This window comes from Pseudomonas sp. MT92 (assembly GCF_058792515.1).
Window position 1 is genome coordinate 26,482 of the sequence record NZ_JBXAFA010000023.1, and the last position, 17,539, is coordinate 44,020.

A 17,539-nucleotide genomic window follows, 5' to 3' on the forward strand; every position below is an offset into this window, starting at 1 on the left:
GTTGAGGCAATCATGGCTATGACAGTCCATTGCGATATCGTCAGCGCGGAAGGGGAAATCTTTTCCGGCCTGGTCGAGATGGTGATTGCGCACGGTGCACTGGGTGATCTTGGTATCGCTCTGGGTCACGCGCCGCTGATCACTAATCTGAAGCCAGGTCCGATCCGCTTGGTCAAGCAGAACGGGGAAGAGGAGGTGTATTACATCTCCGGTGGCTTCCTCGAGGTTCAGCCGAACATGGTCAAGGTTCTTGCCGACACCGTGCAACGTGCTGCCGACCTGGACGAAGCCTCCGCTCAGGAAGCCGTAAAGGCTGCCGAGAAGGCCTTGCATGAGCGGGGCGCGGAATTCGACTACGGTTCTGCTGCCGCACGTCTGGCCGAGGCTGCAGCTCAGCTGCGCACCGTCCAGCAGATCCGCAAGAAGTTCGGCCACTAAGGCCTCGCTTGTTGTGTGATTGATAAAAAAGGGTAGCCTCGGCTACCCTTTTTTCTTTTCTGATGTTCACCATTATGGTCGCAGCCGCTGACCACCCAGGATTGGTAGCCAGTCATGTCTCTTGAAATCGTTATTCTCGCCGCCGGTCAAGGCACGCGTATGCGCTCGGCGTTGCCCAAAGTTCTGCACCCGATCGCCGGCAACTCGATGCTCGGCCATGTTATCCACAGCGCCCGGCAACTTGATCCACAACGCATTCACGTGGTGATTGGCCATGGAGCCGACGCAGTGCGTGAGCGTCTGGCTGCGGATGACCTGAATTTCGTTCTTCAGGACAAACAACTCGGCACAGGCCATGCGGTGGCCCAAGCGGTCCCTTTTATCAAATCCGACACCGTGCTGATTCTTTACGGTGATGTGCCATTGATTGAAGTGGAAACCCTGCAACGACTGCTCCAGAAGGTTGGGCCGCAGCAACTGGGCCTGCTCACCGTGAACCTGGACGATCCGACCGGTTATGGCCGCATCGTGCGTGATGCGGCGGGTAACGTTACCGCTATCGTTGAGCAGAAGGACGCCACTGAAGCCCAGCGCGCAATCACTGAGGGCAATACGGGCATTCTGGCCCTTCCCTTCGAAAGCCTGGGTGGCTGGATGAGCCGACTGTCCAACAACAATGCCCAAGGCGAGTATTACCTCACGGACGTCATCGCCATGGCAGTGAGCGACGGATTGGTGGTGGCGACCGAGCAACCTCAGGATGCTATGGAAGTGCAGGGCGCGAATGACCGCAAACAGCTGGCTGAACTTGAGCGTCATTATCAGCTGCGTGCCGGTCGTCGTTTGATGGCCCAGGGTGTGACGCTGCGAGACCCTGCTCGTTTCGACGTCCGAGGAGAAGTCAGCGTCGGCCGTGACGTGTTGATCGATATCAACGTGATTCTCGAAGGCAATGTCGTCATCGAAGACGACGTGGTGATTGGTCCTAACTGCGTGATCAAGGACAGCACCTTGCGCAAAGGCGTGGTGATCAAGGCCAACAGCCATATCGAAGGCGCGATTCTGGGTGAAGGCAGCGATGCAGGTCCATTCGCACGGTTGCGCCCAGGTACGGTGCTGGAAGCTCGGGCGCATGTGGGTAACTTTGTTGAACTGAAAAACGCCCACTTGGGCGAAGGCGCCAAGGCCGGACACCTGACTTACCTGGGGGATGCCGAGGTCGGTGCGCGTACCAATATTGGCGCCGGCACCATCACCTGTAATTACGATGGCGCCAACAAATGGAAAACCGTGTTGGGCGAAGATGTGTTCATCGGTTCCAACAATTCGCTGGTCGCGCCTGTGGATATCTCTTCCGGTGCAACCACTGCGGCCGGTTCGACCATTACGCAGAATGTGGATAACGCACAGTTGGCCGTGGGCCGTGCGCGCCAGAAGAATATCGATGGCTGGAAGCGGCCCGAGAAAATCAAGAAGAGCTAAGTTATCCACAGATCGCTGAAATCTAAGGATCGCAGCCTGCTTCAGCGCCTACAGGGCAATATTAATATTCTGTAGATGTTGAAGCAGACTGCGATCCTTTGTGTTTTATCCACAGATAAATTTTCTTTGCACAGCTTGACGAAGTTTCGCCGATAGGTTTTGATTGGTTACGTTATCTTTCGAAACGAAACTTACTGAATTATGTCGAAGCGCAATACACCTCAGCGTCGCCACAACATCCTTGCCTTACTCAATGAGCAAGGCGAAGTCAGTGTGGATGAGTTGGCCAAGCGCTTCGAAACCTCCGAAGTTACGATTCGCAAGGATCTGGCAGCCCTTGAAAGCAACGGTCTGCTGCTTCGCCGTTATGGTGGTGCGATCACCATGCCCCAGGAGCTGGTGGCCGATATCGGTCAGCCGGTCTCCAAATACAAACAGGCCATTGCCCGTGCTGCGGTGACACGAATCCGCGAACATGCGCGGATCATCATCGACAGCGGCAGCACTACCGCTGCGATGATCCCGGAACTCGGTCAACAACCGGGCCTGGTGGTGATGACCAACTCACTGAATGTGGCCAATGCCTTGAGCGAACTCGAGCATGAGCCAGTGCTGTTGATGACCGGTGGGACCTGGGATCCGCATTCCGAGTCCTTTCAGGGTCAGGTTGCCGAGCAGGTATTGCGCTCTTACGACTTCGATCAGCTGTTCATCGGAGCTGATGGCATCGATCTGGTCCGCGGTACAACCACCTTCAATGAATTACTTGGACTGAGCCGGGTCATGGCTGAAGTCGCCCGAGAAGTGGTTGTCATGGTGGAGGCCGACAAAATCGGTCGCAGAATTCCCAATCTGGAACTGCCCTGGAGCAGTGTTCATACCCTTATTACCGATGATCGCCTGCCGCTTGAGGCACGGGATCAGATTCAGGCGCGCGGCATCACGTTGATCTGCGCCGCTATCAGTCAGGAGAAATAGCATGTGTGGAATTGTCGGCGCAGTCGCAGAACGTAATATCACCGCCATCCTGGTCGAAGGCCTGAAGCGTCTGGAATACCGTGGGTACGACAGTGCCGGCGTGGCGGTCTACACCAACGACGCGAAACTCGAACGCCTGCGTCGTCCGGGTAAAGTCAGCGAGTTGGAACTGGCGTTGGCTGAAGCACCATTGATGGGGCGCCTGGGTATTGCCCATACCCGTTGGGCGACACACGGTGCGCCGTGCGAGCGCAACGCGCATCCGCATTTTTCCGGTGACCTGGCGGTGGTGCACAACGGCATCATCGAAAACCACGAAGCCCTGCGTGAACAACTCAAATCCCTGGGTTACGTGTTTACGTCGGACACCGATACCGAGGTGATCGCGCACCTGCTGGACCACAAACTCAAGGACCTGCACGACCTGACCGTCGCGCTCAAGGCAACGGTCAAAGAGCTGCACGGTGCCTACGGCCTGGCAGTGATCAGCGCTCGCCAGCCAGATCGCCTGGTCGCTGCCCGTAGCGGGAGTCCGCTGGTGATCGGCCTGGGTTTGGGTGAAAACTTCCTGGCGTCCGACCAGTTGGCACTGCGCCAGGTCACTGACCGCTTCATGTACCTGGAAGAAGGCGACATCGCCGAAATTCGTCGCGACAGCGTGCAGATCTGGGACGTTGACGGCAAGGCTGTCGAGCGCGAAGCCGTGCAGTACCGTGATGGCGCAGAAGCGGCCGATAAAGGCGAGTTCCGTCATTTCATGCTCAAGGAAATCCACGAGCAACCGTCCGTTGTACAGCGCACCCTGGAGGGGCGTTTGAGTCAGACTCAAGTCCTGGTGCAGGCATTCGGTCCACAAGCGGCCGAGTTGTTCGCCAAAGTTCGCAACGTACAGATTGTCGCTTGTGGCACCAGTTATCACGCTGGCATGGTCGCTCGTTACTGGCTTGAAGAGCTGGCCGGTATTCCGTGCCAAGTCGAAGTGGCCAGTGAGTTCCGCTACCGCAAAGTAGTGGTGCAGCCGGACACGCTATTCGTAACCATCTCCCAATCCGGCGAAACCGCCGACACTCTGGCCGCGCTGCGCAACGCCAAGGAGTTGGGGTTCCTCGCCAGCCTGGCAATCTGCAACGTCGGCATCAGCTCGCTGGTGCGTGAATCCGATATGACCTTGCTGACCCAGGCCGGTCGCGAAATCGGCGTGGCCTCGACCAAAGCCTTCACCACGCAATTGGTCGGCTTGCTGCTGCTGACTTTGTCTCTGGGGCAGGTTCGCGGCACGTTGAGCAAAGGCGTAGAAGCAACGCTGGTCGAAGAGTTGCGTCGCTTGCCAACCCGTCTCGGTGAAGCGCTGGCCATGGACAGCACCGTGGAGAAAATCGCTGAGTTGTTCGCCGAGAAAAATCACACCCTGTTTCTCGGGCGTGGTGCGCAATTCCCGGTAGCGATGGAAGGGGCGCTCAAGCTCAAGGAGATTTCCTACATTCACGCCGAAGCCTATCCGGCTGGCGAGTTGAAGCATGGTCCGTTGGCGCTTGTGGATAACGACATGCCAGTCGTGACCGTGGCACCGAATAACGAGCTGCTGGAAAAGCTGAAGTCCAACCTTCAGGAAGTCCGCGCCCGTGGTGGCGAGCTAATCGTCTTCGCGGATGAAAAGGCAGGCATGACCAACGGTGAAGGAACGCACGTCGTACACATGCCACACATCCACGACATCCTGTCGCCGATCCTCTACACCATTCCGCTGCAGCTGCTGTCGTACTACGTGGCCGTGCTGAAAGGCACCGACGTTGACCAGCCACGCAACCTAGCCAAGTCGGTGACTGTGGAATAAGTTATCCACAACTGTTCGAGTCCTTTGGCTTCTAACAATAAAGATTGACACAAAACAATAAAGGTTGACACGACACAACATAGATTGACACAAAGCCTAAACCCCCGTATTTACGGGGGTTTCCATTTTTGGGCTAAGCCATCGGTCTAGATTCTTCGCTTCGTTTCGCTCCGGGAGTAGGCTAAAAAAGCGCTATGCCATCGGCAAATGGTGAACGATTTTTTCCTATAACTATTTTTTCAGGGCGAGGAAGAGGCGGTCCCGGCGGACGAAGGAGGTAGCATTGCGCGGTCGTAGGTTTTCGTCAGAGTTAGACATTCAGCGGCACATTACGAATGGATTCGGTAGCGGAGCTGGTGCCAGTTATCTGCCGTGGCTGCGCGTTCAAGATGTGCCTTCGAGAGGACGCTCCCACAAGATCCAAGGTGTGAAGATCGATCGCCTCCATCACCTCTTTTCTGACCTAGAACGCGCCTATTTTTTGGTATGTGAATTTTCGGAAGATGTTGTGGATATACGCGAGCAGTATCCATTGTTGCCGCGTGAAAGTGCTCAAGCAATCGCTAGCTCTATCGGAGTGAGATACCCCAGGTATCCGAAGACAGTACTTCCTTACGTTATGACCACGGATTTTGTATTAACAATCAAAAAGTCCGATGGAAGCTTTAAATCCGTAGCCCGCACAATCAAATACCGCAGCGACCTCGAAGGCAAACAAGCCAGGAGAACGCTGGAAAAACTTGAGGTCGAAAAGCGTTTCTGGACTGGTCAACACGTTGATTGGGCCATTGTCACTGAAGAAATGTTTAGTCCCGACTTGATCAAGAATTTAGGCTTGCTAAGGAAATTCGCTCAGCTGCCGCGCGCCTTGGCAGAGCCCTCATTACATTCAGATTTTCTGGAGCATTTAGCTAGCTGCCGTCCGTACCCATGGAGTACTGCTGAAAGTCTGCGAAAGATTTCCGCACGTTTATTTATTTCCTATCAAGATTCTCGGGCTTTATATCATCACCTGATATGGGCCAAGTCGATCAAGGTAGATTTGGTTGATACTCCCATTCAAATGACTGCACCACTACCAACCTTTGAAATCATCGAAAACCCCGTAAAAATTTCACTGGCGGCGGAGGGTTTATCATGAAAGTCCAAGTCAATGATTATTTCGAACCGGTCACTGAGTTTTCGGTCGTGCCGGGCATCGTTAGGGTCTTGTATCTCAATGAGCGATACGATGCGGTGGTTTTGATTCAATTAACGGACCCGCCCCGCCAACCGATTGGTTTGGGCTTGGAAGAGCTTCGCGGCTCCGTCATAGCAGGCGATACGAAACCAGCCAAGATTGTTACACCTGAGTTTCTCTTAGTACTAGAGGATGACCTGGATGAGAAAAAGAAGCGGGAAAGGGATGAAAAGTGGAACATCATCGCGCCCCTGATCGACTCAGATTACCCAGGTCAGATATTTGCTCCCGGTGAGATGGGGCGAATGGTGGGTGCTAGAGCTGTTGAGCTTGGCATGCAGCGCAAGAGTATCTATCGACTTCTGTACCGTTACTGGATCAATGGCCAGGTTCGAAATGCGTTCTTGAAAAACTACGCGGGCGTCGGAGTTCCTGTGCGCAAGTATGATCCTGCAAAACCTCCGGGCAGGAAACCACGATACCAAGGCATTGCTGTTTCGCCGACCAAGCTAATTGATGCCGTGGATAAGCGCTGTATCCGTGTCGGTTACTCGTTATTCGTGGGAGATAAGACTTCTACGATAACCAGCGCCTATGTCGAGATGCTCAGGAGGTTCTACACAGCGAAAGACCTGTCGAAAAATCCAGAATCGGGTGGTCGCCTCCTACCCGATTCGGAAATTCCTTCCTTCAGGCAGTTTGATTATTGGGGAAAGCAATATTTCGACGAAGTTGAAACTGAACGCGGTCGTAAGGGAATGCGAAAGTGGCTAAAAGATTGCCGCCCCCTTTCTGGAACCGTGCGTGACTGGCTTCGCGGTCCCTGCCATCAGTTTGAGATCGATGCCACCATTGCTGACATTTATCTCGTGAACGGCTACTCCAGACGGATGCTCATTGGACGGCCGGTGGTGTACGTCGTCATCGATAGCTTTTCCGGCATGATCGTCGGTCTCTACATCGGGTTGGAGGGGCCGAGCTGGAACGGAGCCAGGCAAGCGCTGTTCAACGCTTTCACTTCGAAGGTTCAGTTCTGCGCTACCAACGGGGTCACAATCGATCCCGAGGAATGGGCCTGTCATCACCTCCCACATCACATCTACGCCGATCGAGGCGAGATGTTGGGGAAAGCAGCTGAAGGTCTTGCCACTGGACTGAAAATCGAGCTGGGAATCGCTCCGCCTTACCGGCCGGACTGGAAGTCGATGGTGGAGAGCCGGTTCGGTATCCTGAACGATCTGACGGGCATCAGGTGGCTTCCAGGTGGCGTAGCGGCCAGGGAGAAGGAGCGTGGCGAGCGAGATTACCGACTCGACGCGACGCTGAGCATGAAAGAGTTCACTAAGATCATCATCCAGTGCGTCCTTCACTATAACCGCTTCAACCGGCAGCCCGACAGGCTCACTCAAGAGATGATGAGCGACGGTGTCGATCCGACGCCGGTAGGTATTTGGACTTGGGCGATGGAAAATGGCCACGTCGAACCAAATAATCATCCCGACGAACTGGTCTATCTCCATTTGCTTCCGCGCGAGCAAGCAACGGTGCAAAAGGGTGGTGTGTTATTCCGAGGGATGCACTATGTCTGTGATGCAGCGATCGAGAACAACTGGTTTGCGAAAGCCCGTAGCCGTGGGGTTTGGTCTATAGAGTGTTGGTATGACCCAAATTCCTCAGCACATATTTGGATCCGGGGAGACAACAAACAGTTCATCCGTTGCGATTTGCGTAAGTCTGACAGCAAGTATGCTGATTATCGATCCGATGAAATTTTCGACCTGCTCGAAGCTTACCGCCAGGCTCCACCAGCTCATAAACGCGCTGAGTTGGAGAGTCGGATTTCGCTTCTAGAGGAGGTTAATCAAATCGTCAGTGGTGCGATGGCTGAGCGAAAGGAAGAGCCTGCCCCTGCGACCAAGGCCGAGATGATTGGGAATATTCGTGAGAACCGCGCTGTTGAACGCCTCAAGGAACGGGAGACCGCCCATGTGCCAGAGGGTGTGAGGATTGACCCACCTACGCAGAAGGCAGAGACCGCCCCAGAGCGCTCCGAGAACTTTGCCGGCCCTCGCAGCGCTCAGGTCATCGATATGCTCAAACGACTCCGCCCAGGACAAAACTAATGAAAGGCGCCCAAGTTTTCGCAAGCTACACCAAGCAGGCGATCGTGGATTACGCGGGCAATCCGCTCATCGAAGCGCTGCCACCTATCTTCTCAGAAGAGGTAGCAGTCCAACTGATTTCGAATTTTCCCCGTCCTGTTGATTCAGAGGAGCTCACCCTTGACCGTTCGACTCGGATCCATTGTATCGACCGGTTGAGGACGGTGGTTCAGCCTCTGATGGTCCACATGGATCTGGAGTCCGTATTTTCCTTGCTGATCCGACGAGGGTACGTCGGACGTAACCCGACTTCTCCAGACACTGTCAGACATCTACACTCGCTTTCGGGTGCACAGCGCTACCACGATGGATTCAAGTCCACTGCCGAAACGTTCAGTCTGGTTGGCCTTAGTGGCATTGGGAAGTCCACCGCCCTCGAAGCCATTTTGAGTCTCTACCCTCAAACGATCCGACATGAGCGTTATGAAGGAAAGCAGTTCGTTCATACCCAGATCACCTGGCTCAAGCTTGACTGCCCCCGAGATGGGTCGCTGGCAGGCTTCTGTCAGCAATTCTTCTATGCGGTTGGGCGAGCGTTGGGTGATGAGGATTACTACAAGCGGTATCGGGCTCGGAACATCAATGACTCGTTGCAACAAATGGAGCAGGTTGCGAGTACATTTTTCATCGGAGCTCTGCTGATCGACGAACTTCAGAACCTGCACCTGGCGAAAACTGGGGGCAAGGACAACATGCTGAATTTCTTCCTCCATCTTGTGAACAACATCGGCATTCCCGTGGTGTTTATCGGGACAAATTCCATGATCAGCCTATTTTCGGACGTCATGCGTAACGCACGACGTTGCTGCGGCGTCGGGGTTCTAGAATTTAAACGCTTTGAGAAGGACGATGACGAATGGCGAATGCTCGTTGAAAACCTCTGGAGCTATCAGTGGTACCAGCAGCCGGTCGAACTGACCGAAGAGGTGTTTGATGCGCTGTATGAGCATACACAAGGCGTCACCGACTTTTTGGTGAAGCTTTTGGTGCTCAGTCAGAGGTATGCGATCCAGAGTGGTTCGGAATGCGTTACCGCCGAGACAATCGCGTTGGTGAGCAACACCAAGATGCAGATATTGAAGCCAGCTTTGTCCGCCCTGCGAAGCCGAGATCCTAAACGGATGCGGCAGTTCGACGATTTGCTTCCGATTGAAGACCAACTAAGCGACATGATGGCGTTCGATGGTTTGGCTCGGCCGGAGCGACTGGCATTGCTGCGCAGTGTCATCAGTCGCAGCGACAATAGTGCCCCAAAGCCGAATGCGGCGCCCGTTAACGCAGTCAAATCGCAGCCGCCTGCGGCGGTGGCGGTTGAGACGTCAGAGGCACAGGCGTTAAGTGAAAGTGAAAACTCCATTGAGGCGTTAAAGAGCGCCGGTTGGATAAACAGCGATCTGTTTGAGTTCTCTCCGTTGTATCGGAAGGGGTGAATAAAAGGTGACGAAATGGGGCTCAAATTCCATTTCTTTCCGGCCGTATTCCCCGATGAGACGCTTCACAGCGTCCTTTCAAGATACGCCCGCCTCTGTGGCCTACGTAGCTGCGGAGCAGTTTTCGATGGAGCGCAGTCCGCAAACTTCTTCTCGCAGAACGTGGCTTTTCCATGTCGACTAGCTGAGCTTGCCGAGGCGCTGCCGAGTGGCACGGGTCTATCGTTAGCGGAAGTGATAAAGCGCCATACGCTGCTGCCCTACTACGAGCCTTTTTTGACCCAGCAACAGGTGGACGACGCCAATACCTTGATGGCGGGAAACGGCGAGGGGTTGATGCTAAGGTTGGGGTTGATTGCGAGTCGACTCGAGTTCGCTTCGAGAGTGCGATTTTGCTTCGACTGTATCGACCAGGACATGGCCTGTGTGGGAGTTGCGTACTGGCACCGTGTGCATCAGCTTCCAGGCGTTTTGATCTGTCCCCACCATGGAACCCTGCTGAGGTTCCTTGATTACCGCTGGTTGAGCCGAAATTCTCGACGGATGCACTTACCGGATGAGGAAGACGTTCAGTCCCACTCCATTTCGTTGAACATTCCTCAAGATCTACAACAAGCACTGCACGAAATAGCGCAGCGTTCACTGTGGGTGCTTGAGACTGATGTTCCTCCACTATGTCCACATGCTATTCGTTCAGTGCTTTTGGATAGTGCTATCGCCCTGGAGCTGGCTTCCTGCTCTGGTCGGCTGCATTTAGGCAGATTGGCGCGGCACATGTCTGCGTTCTTTAAGGCTTTCCCCTCCTCAGGGGAGTACTCGATATTGAGCAAATCGTCTGCGGATATACCGGCGGCCTGGGTTATGAAGCTTTTGCGTAAGCCGAGGTCCACACATCATCCGCTGAAATTCATCCTGCTGGCCTGCGCGCTGAAGGTCGACATGGAAACGTTCCTGCGGCAGAACGGGCCTATTACCGAGTCGCTTAACCGAACAGCCAATACCGAGACTCCTAGTCGACGCGCTGGCAACGAACCTCAACCTCATCGCTCACGCACCAATGAGTATATGAGTGAGGCATCTGAAGCGATCTGGATGCGGGCACTCTCAGGGGCTGATGCGAAGACCATAGCGTCAGAAACGGGGAACTCGGTTACGTGCGTTTACCGAACGATACGCGCGATTCCGGATGGACCAGGCCGATGGAAAGAGGCGAGGCTTTCAAAACAGCTGGGTGATAGGAGGAATCGATTTGGGGGTGATTACAGGGCTCGCCTAGCTCATGAGTGTCGAGATTATGTGTGGCTTCATCGAAATGATCGGGAATGGCTGTCCCAGCTTACACAAGAGCCAGGTAAAGCCCATCGACCGTGTGGTCAGCAGATCGAAAGATTCAAAGATCTCGACCTTAAACTCGCCAACGAAGTTGTTCACTGCGCTGAAAGGTTACGAACGCTCCCAGGTAAACCTGTCCTTATCTCAAGGACAAAAATAGGCAGAGAGCTTCATGTGTTATCTAGGTTTGAAAAGCAGCTCAATAAACTGCCGTACTGTGCAGCTGCCCTGGCAGCCGAATGCGAAACCCTGGATGCATTCCATAGGAGGCGTTTGAGCTGGGCCGAGCGTAAGCTAAAACTGGACGGCAAACCAATTACTCAATCATCGATATATCGAACAGCGTGTATCAGAAAACCGCGCACAGGAGGACGGCATTCTGATTCTCGTATGGATATTGCTCTGTAACGCCGTCGCCAGAAGCCCCGTCAATGAGCAACGCGTAGATTCGCTGTGTGAGTTTTTGGCGAAGCAATACACGGAGGGTATTTATATGTGTTCGGTATTATATTGTGACACCGAATAAAAACGGCTGATTTTTTAAAGTAGTGGTTGGTGGCTGTTCGCTACTGTGTTGCGTTCATAAAAATCCTTGCCTGGGTACAGGGTGATATGTGATAAAAGTACTTCCTTCACAGGATTCGCGTCCTACCAGAACCCACGCTAGAAAGTCGGCTACTCATGTCCAGTATTCTTTTTTTCCCAATATCGATGCCAGACGAGACACTATTATCTCGTATTACGAGGTACCATTTTTTGTCCGGAAACAAAACCGAGGCAGAAACGTTTCGTGATCTTTTTGGCGTTGCCCCATTTCAACTTTCGATTATACCAAAGCAATTAGGGAGCCTTGCGTCTCGATTACCTGGAGTTAAAGAAAGCAATTTTAATGAATTGCTTGAAATTAATACTTATTTTCCTGCATACAAGCCTTTTATAGGGTTATCAAAAGACCCTTCTAAGGATCTGGACAGAGTTTTGTCTGATGTTGCTCGAGTGCCGAGGTGGGAGGGCACTAAGAATAGCAGAGCCAAGATTTGCTTAGCCTGTGTGCAGGCCGACCTCATAGAGTCAGGTTACGCATATTGGCACCGAGCTCATCATTTACCGGGCGTTACAGCCTGCTGGCGGCACGGTGAAGAACTTCTTCAATCTTGCCCTAATTGTTCTCACCCTTTCTATCGTAAGAACAGATTGTTACCTATTTTGACCGACGATTGTGTTTGTGGGTGGAACGCTGTTAAACCTGCGAACCGTTTACTAGCCTCAAATGAGGAGCGAGAGTATGCAGTTTTTGTAAATGATATTCTGCAACGCAATCTGCCATCGGTGGATTATAAGGTTTTGGCTGCCTGTTATCGGCGTCAAGCAAAGAAGCAAGGGTTTAATTATGGAGATCAAATTGGTACTGCTAAATTATTCAGCAGTATTCGTGATAGGTTCGGCGATGAAATTATTTCTAAAATTGACCTAGCGTACGCAGCTGGGATCAGACGTCAATGGATTAGACTATCGACAACAAGAGGTCAAATCGACATGCCATTGGCGCGGCACCTTCTAATATCGCTCCATCTTTTTGGTAGTGCAGAAAAATTCGAGAAATGCTTGGCAGAAGAGTCTCTACTTACTAGTTCGGAAAAACCGATGGCCCGTCTTAAAGAGAGAGCTTTGCCAGAAAGTAAAAAAAAGGCTTATCGAGAAAAAATTTCAATACTACTTGAAGTTAAGCCAGGTATTGGCATGGACTATCTTTGGGTCAATGCTTATCAAGCAACACGTTGGCTCAACGAAAACGATAAGGACTGGTTATTGAGTGAAATTACAAAGGATGTAAAACAGAAGAATAGTGTTGAGTCGGTGGTGAGCGATGAGGACGAAAAATACGCAAAAATTCTTAAAGAAGGCGTGGAGAATTTGTACCGAGTCACCCAAAAGCAGGTTCGAGTAAATATCAGTAACATGCTTGCACTTTTGCCGCGAAAAGTAAGTAGGGAGCGTGCGACTCGTAAGTCGTTTCCGTTGGTGTCAGAACAACTTGAGCTTCATCTAGAATCTCTTTGGCATTTCCGGTTACGGAGATTGATATGGACGATGTCGGAGATCGCGAGGCTTAAGTTACCCCCAAACAGCTCCACCTTAAAATTATTGACTACAGTACCTCATGTGGCGTGTCAGGCGTTGATAAATCACTTCGAGTGGGATTTAGACAACATGGTTAAGGAAGGTATTGATGGTGAAGTTATGCTTAGAAATACTGGCGTCTCGCGGCAATGGGAAGGGCCACCAGGTTATGATATTCCCATGGGTGGCAATGCATACATGGAGATGATCGCGTCCAATTCAAAGCTCTAGCAGATTTTTATGGAACGACACAGCAATGTTCTGGATCCGATGATCTCTGAGGCGTAATGCTGGGCAGTGGATGTCACTGTTTATACTGACCCAGCGGCACAGCGACGTGGCATTGGACGTGCACTCTATCAGCGGCTTGAGCAGGTAAGGGTTCTATGCCGCGTACGCCGATATCGCCTACTCAATGCCGCAGACATCGGTATTCATGAGCCCCCGGCTTCCTCCCATTGGCACCTATCCCAAAGAGGGATTCAAGCATGGGCAATGGCATGACGTCGGTTACTGGCGCAAGCCACTCCAGGTGGCAACACCACCGATCGAAATTGTGGTTTTCAGTGAGGCGAGGGATACGTAGAGCTGTCGGTCTTGAGAACGTGAGCCCGCGATCAGAGGTATCGCGGGGTGAATCAGACCATAGCGACGGGGCTAAGCATCAGCTTTCGAGGAGATGAGTCAAATTTTGCGTACTGTTCATCGGCGTTAATTCCAGGCGCATTACGGGCAGCTATGCTGACTGGGGTGATTGATTATTCGACTCGATTGTCGAAGAGGGTCGGAGGGACGAATGAATCTTGAGGGCCTAGCCGAACTGCTTTCCGGTGGCGAAAAACTACCTGGATGTGAGCTAGCTCATTCAGACGCCTTGGCTCTGGTCGGATTTTACTTCCCTGGACGCGCCTATTGCCTGGTCGCTGACTGGACAGTGGTTGATATAGCGGTCTCCCCCCGTCAGTTAAAGGCCGTTGCTAGAAGAGGAGTCACTCCTACTTTGGTCAACGCTTTATGTGTTATCCACGATAGCAAAGGACGTTTCCCTCGCGGTCATTGGGTAAGAACCTCATTGGGTGTTTCCTTCACCCATGATTGCCTGTTCGAGACTAAAAACACCGTTTATGTGTTGATGGGACCCGGTCGAAGGGTACGAACAGACCTGGACGTCGCGCAGAGCCTGTACTGAAAATTCACTGGTGCGCAATGTCATCGACGTTCCGCGGTGTAAGTTTCGTCCGTCTCAGCCATCCCTATATTTTTCCGGTGTTTACGAAGACATAGCGCTGGACAGCAACCGTGTCGAACAGTACATGCATGTAGGCAGCACGTAGGTTTGCCCTTGCCCATGATCGTGGTCATGTTGTGTGCGGGATTAACCATCCTTGAGCAACCAGGCTAGGCGATGTTCACTAGCAGTCCCACAATTCCAATGGGATGGCTTGGTCGTAGTGAATCGCAGAGGGGGATATCAACCGCTCAATCGATTGATAGAAATCACTGTGTGGGGCATACCATGCCACGACAAGAAACGGCAGACTTCATTCCGTGCTTGACCCTGTAGTAGGTACAGGCTGTTGAATGGTGGAATTATCCTCTGCGGTAGAAACACCATGAACCAGGAAAACAAGCTCAAGCCGGTCCTCCGTCTTCACGTACAGAAGAAAGAAGAGTGTTGCGGATCTGACCATCAGCATGGGTCTGTTAAGGCTGCTGAACCTAAGCATCATAAAGAACATGGTCACGACCACGACCACGACCACGACCACGACCACGACCACAAGCATGAGCATGCCCACGATCATGCCGATGCGTGTTGTGCTCATGGCACGCAAGCTACCGAAGGTGTTGCGATTATCAAGAGTAGTCCCGCTCCGGAAGGGACCAACAGGGTTCGATACCGCATCGACAAAATGGATTGCCCCACAGAGGAGCGCCTGATCCGTAACCGGCTGGAACCCATGTCCGGAATTGTCCGACTCGACTTCAATCTCTTGAATCGTGAGTTGACCGTGCATCACCGCTTAGATGATCCGCAGGCAATCGTCACCGCATTAGTCGCGTTGGACATGGGGCCGAGCTTGCTTGAGGCCGGTGCCGCGCCATCGGCGGTTCCCCCTGCCCTGAGCGCAAAATTGAAAGGATTACTGGCCATTAGCGGCCTGGCTGCTATCGCCGCTGAGGTCATCGCGTGGACAACTGGGCAGGAAGGCTCCTGGCCGGTGATGGTGCTTGCCGCTCTGTCCATTCTTAGCGCTGGCCTGCCTACCCTCAAAAAGGGTTGGATTGCGATTAAGAACTTCACGCTGAACATCTATTTTCTGATGTCGCTGGCTGTCGTCGGTGCTCTCGTCATAGGTAAATGGCCTGAAGCTGCGATGGTGGTTTTTCTCTTCGCTATTGCTGAAGCTATCGAAGCACTTTCTCTGGAGCGCGCGCGTAACGCGATCAAGTCGCTAACTGCGTTAGCGCCAGAAACCGCTGAAGTCATGATCGATGGCGGTTGGAAAGACCAGCCGGTGGCAAGTGTGTTACTCGGTAGTCGTATTCGGGTTCGCACAGGTTCACGAGTACCCTTGGATGCTAGCGTCGAGTCTGGTCGTGCGGCCCTTGATCAGGCTCCAATTACCGGCGAAAGCCTGCCGGTTGATAAGCAGGTCGGTGATCCTCTTTACGCAGGCAGTATCGTTACTGATGGTGTGGTTGAAGCGACTGTGACGGCCGTAGCAGGAGAAAGCACTCTTGCTCGTATCGCGTCGGCGATACAAGACGCGCAATCTCAACGAGCACCTACTCAGCGCTTTGTGGATCAGTTTGCACGCTATTACACCCCGGCTGTAGTGGTACTTGCCCTCTTGGTTGCTGTATTGGGCCCTGTTCTGATCGGTGGGACCTGGGGCAATTGGCTCTATCAGGCGCTGGTCTTATTAGTCATTGCTTGCCCTTGTGCCTTGGTGGTTTCAACGCCAATTACCGTCGTCAGTGGTCTGGCTGCGGCTGCCAAACATGGCATCTTGATTAAAGGCGGCGCATACCTTGAAAGTGGCCGACTTCTGAAGGTTGTCGCACTCGATAAGACCGGCACCTTGACCCAAGGCAAACCAATACTGACTGATACCGAGCCGTTTGGTGATCTGCCCATCGGGATGGCCTTGAAGATTGCTGCGAGTCTCGATGACCACAGCACACACCCAGTGGCAAAGGCCCTGGTCAGCGGATGGAAACTACAGCAGCCAGACGCCTCGACTCTGCCGGTCGAGGACTTTGGTGTACTCAACGGGCGTGGCGTCAAAGGCACTATTGACGGTCAATCATGGCACTTGGGTAACCACCGCTTGGTAGAGGAGCTGGGTGTATGTTCGCCGGCGCTTGAGGCCCGATTGTCGTTGCTGGAAAACGCAGGAAAAACAGTAATCGTGCTCTGCGCCACCAGCGGCCCAGTGGCGATTTTTGCTGTGGCGGACACAATAAGACCTGAAAGTATTGCAGCCGTAACTGCTCTGAAAGCGTTGAATGTCGTACCGGTGATGCTCACGGGTGACAACCCTGCAACAGCCAAATCCATTGCCGCGCAGCTCGGCATTCAGGATGCGCGCGGAAACCTGATGCCGGAGGATAAACAAGCCGCCGTCGCTGAACTCAAACGCCGTTTTGGTTCTGTTGGCATGGTGGGTGACGGCGTAAATGATGCTCCAGCATTGGCACAAGCCGATATTGGTTTTGCAATGGGGGCCGCAGGGACTGCCACAGCGCTTGAAACGGCTGATGTAGCCATCATGGATGACGACCCGCGCAAGATTGCTGATTTTATTAGCCTGAGTCGTCGATGTGCCACTGTTTTGAAGCAAAACATCGGACTGGCGCTGGGCATCAAAGTTGTTTTTTTGACGCTTGCGTTGTCTGGCCACGCTACGTTGTGGATGGCTGTTTTCGCCGATATGGGGGCGAGCTTGCTCGTCGTATTTAACGGCCTGCGGTTATTGCGTCGGTGATACGAAAGCTGCGACTTCTTCTTCAATTACATGTCCACACAAGGAAATCAAATCATGCAATGTCCGATCTGCAAAGATACTGCCCTCGTAATGACTGAGCGCCAAAGCATCGAAATTGATTATTGTCCTCAATGCCGTGGTGTTTGGCTCGACCGAGGCGAACTCGACAAGATCATCGAGCGCAGCCAACAGCAGGAGGCCGTCAGGTTTCTTCCACAGAACCTAACTTCACCTGTGCAAAGTTCTCCTCCCGCAGAACAGCCTGGTTACAACCAACATGGGAATGGCCATGGTCATGGAGATCAACGAGAAAGTCACGGTGGCGGCTGGAGAGACGGTGGCCATCAAAGCGGTCATCAGAGTGGCCATCAAAGTCAGGGTGGGCATCAGGGGCAACAGCCGTATCGCAAAAAATCGTTTTTGCAGGAGATGTTCGATTAAGGCTGCGCTTTCGCGCTTTTGATTGAGATTTCCCTCAAACCACCATCAATCCTGAAGTGGGATATCGCTTAAGGGAACGGTTTGGGGTAGTCACAGGTCCTTATGTTCTGCAACAGACCGTAGCAACGTACTACCAGGATGGTGGGGGT

General features: G+C 52.9%; 13 protein-coding genes. All 13 read left to right on the plus strand.

Annotation, left to right across the window (positions count from 1 at the left end; genetic code table 11):
• Positions 1 to 12 precede the first annotated feature (12 nt).
• The 13 genes from AC1Q6D_RS30325 (at position 13) to AC1Q6D_RS30385 (ending at position 17,390) form a co-directional block, all read left to right on the plus strand.
• Positions 13 to 438, plus strand: coding sequence for a F0F1 ATP synthase subunit epsilon (locus tag AC1Q6D_RS30325; protein ID WP_047535482.1), 426 nt, complete (start codon positions 13 to 15; stop codon positions 436 to 438).
• 114 nt (positions 439 to 552) lie between these two features.
• Positions 553 to 1,920: a bifunctional UDP-N-acetylglucosamine diphosphorylase/glucosamine-1-phosphate N-acetyltransferase GlmU gene (gene glmU / locus AC1Q6D_RS30330; RefSeq protein ID WP_103405965.1), complete on the plus strand. Its 1,368-nt coding sequence runs from the start codon at positions 553 to 555 to the stop codon at positions 1,918 to 1,920.
• 198 nt (positions 1,921 to 2,118) lie between these two features.
• Positions 2,119 to 2,898 (plus strand): DeoR/GlpR family DNA-binding transcription regulator, encoded by a 780-nt coding sequence (locus tag AC1Q6D_RS30335; RefSeq protein ID WP_178083156.1) that lies wholly within the window; start codon positions 2,119 to 2,121, stop codon positions 2,896 to 2,898.
• Position 2,899: 1 nt separating this feature from the next.
• The gene (gene glmS, locus AC1Q6D_RS30340; protein WP_103405963.1) at positions 2,900 to 4,732 is read left to right on the plus strand and encodes a glutamine--fructose-6-phosphate transaminase (isomerizing); all 1,833 of its coding nucleotides are present in this window, start codon (positions 2,900 to 2,902) and stop codon (positions 4,730 to 4,732) included.
• Positions 4,733 to 5,015: 283 nt separating this feature from the next.
• A complete protein-coding gene (locus AC1Q6D_RS30345) occupies positions 5,016 to 5,873 on the plus strand; it encodes a TnsA endonuclease N-terminal domain-containing protein (RefSeq protein WP_047535473.1) in 858 nt (285 codons plus the stop codon).
• On the plus strand, positions 5,870 to 8,035 hold the full coding sequence (locus AC1Q6D_RS30350) for a TnsB C-terminal domain-containing protein (protein ID WP_047535472.1): 2,166 nt from the start codon (positions 5,870 to 5,872) through the stop codon (positions 8,033 to 8,035). Before AC1Q6D_RS30345 ends, AC1Q6D_RS30350 begins: the two co-directional genes overlap by 4 nt.
• On the plus strand, positions 8,035 to 9,504 hold the full coding sequence (locus AC1Q6D_RS30355; protein WP_047535471.1) for an ATP-binding protein: 1,470 nt from the start codon (positions 8,035 to 8,037) through the stop codon (positions 9,502 to 9,504). The genes AC1Q6D_RS30350 and AC1Q6D_RS30355 overlap by 1 nt, the downstream gene beginning before the upstream one ends.
• A 15-nt stretch (positions 9,505 to 9,519) precedes the next feature.
• Complete coding sequence (locus AC1Q6D_RS30360; protein ID WP_047535469.1) at positions 9,520 to 11,244, plus strand: TnsD family Tn7-like transposition protein; 1,725 nt, start codon at positions 9,520 to 9,522, stop codon at positions 11,242 to 11,244.
• Between the two features lie 273 nt (positions 11,245 to 11,517).
• The gene (locus AC1Q6D_RS30365; protein WP_103405962.1) at positions 11,518 to 13,188 is read left to right on the plus strand and encodes a TniQ family protein; all 1,671 of its coding nucleotides are present in this window, start codon (positions 11,518 to 11,520) and stop codon (positions 13,186 to 13,188) included.
• Positions 13,189 to 13,254: 66 nt separating this feature from the next.
• Complete coding sequence (locus AC1Q6D_RS30370) at positions 13,255 to 13,461, plus strand: GNAT family N-acetyltransferase (RefSeq protein ID WP_371919934.1); 207 nt, start codon at positions 13,255 to 13,257, stop codon at positions 13,459 to 13,461.
• Positions 13,462 to 13,753: 292 nt separating this feature from the next.
• Positions 13,754 to 14,146 (plus strand): DUF6957 family protein, encoded by a 393-nt coding sequence (locus AC1Q6D_RS30375; protein ID WP_146041517.1) that lies wholly within the window; start codon positions 13,754 to 13,756, stop codon positions 14,144 to 14,146.
• Between the two features lie 424 nt (positions 14,147 to 14,570).
• Positions 14,571 to 16,949 (plus strand): heavy metal translocating P-type ATPase, encoded by a 2,379-nt coding sequence (locus AC1Q6D_RS30380; protein ID WP_371919933.1) that lies wholly within the window; start codon positions 14,571 to 14,573, stop codon positions 16,947 to 16,949.
• A 54-nt stretch (positions 16,950 to 17,003) separates the two neighbouring features.
• Positions 17,004 to 17,390: a TFIIB-type zinc ribbon-containing protein gene (locus tag AC1Q6D_RS30385; RefSeq protein WP_081997970.1), complete on the plus strand. Its 387-nt coding sequence runs from the start codon at positions 17,004 to 17,006 to the stop codon at positions 17,388 to 17,390.
• Positions 17,391 to 17,539: the final 149 nt, after the last annotated feature.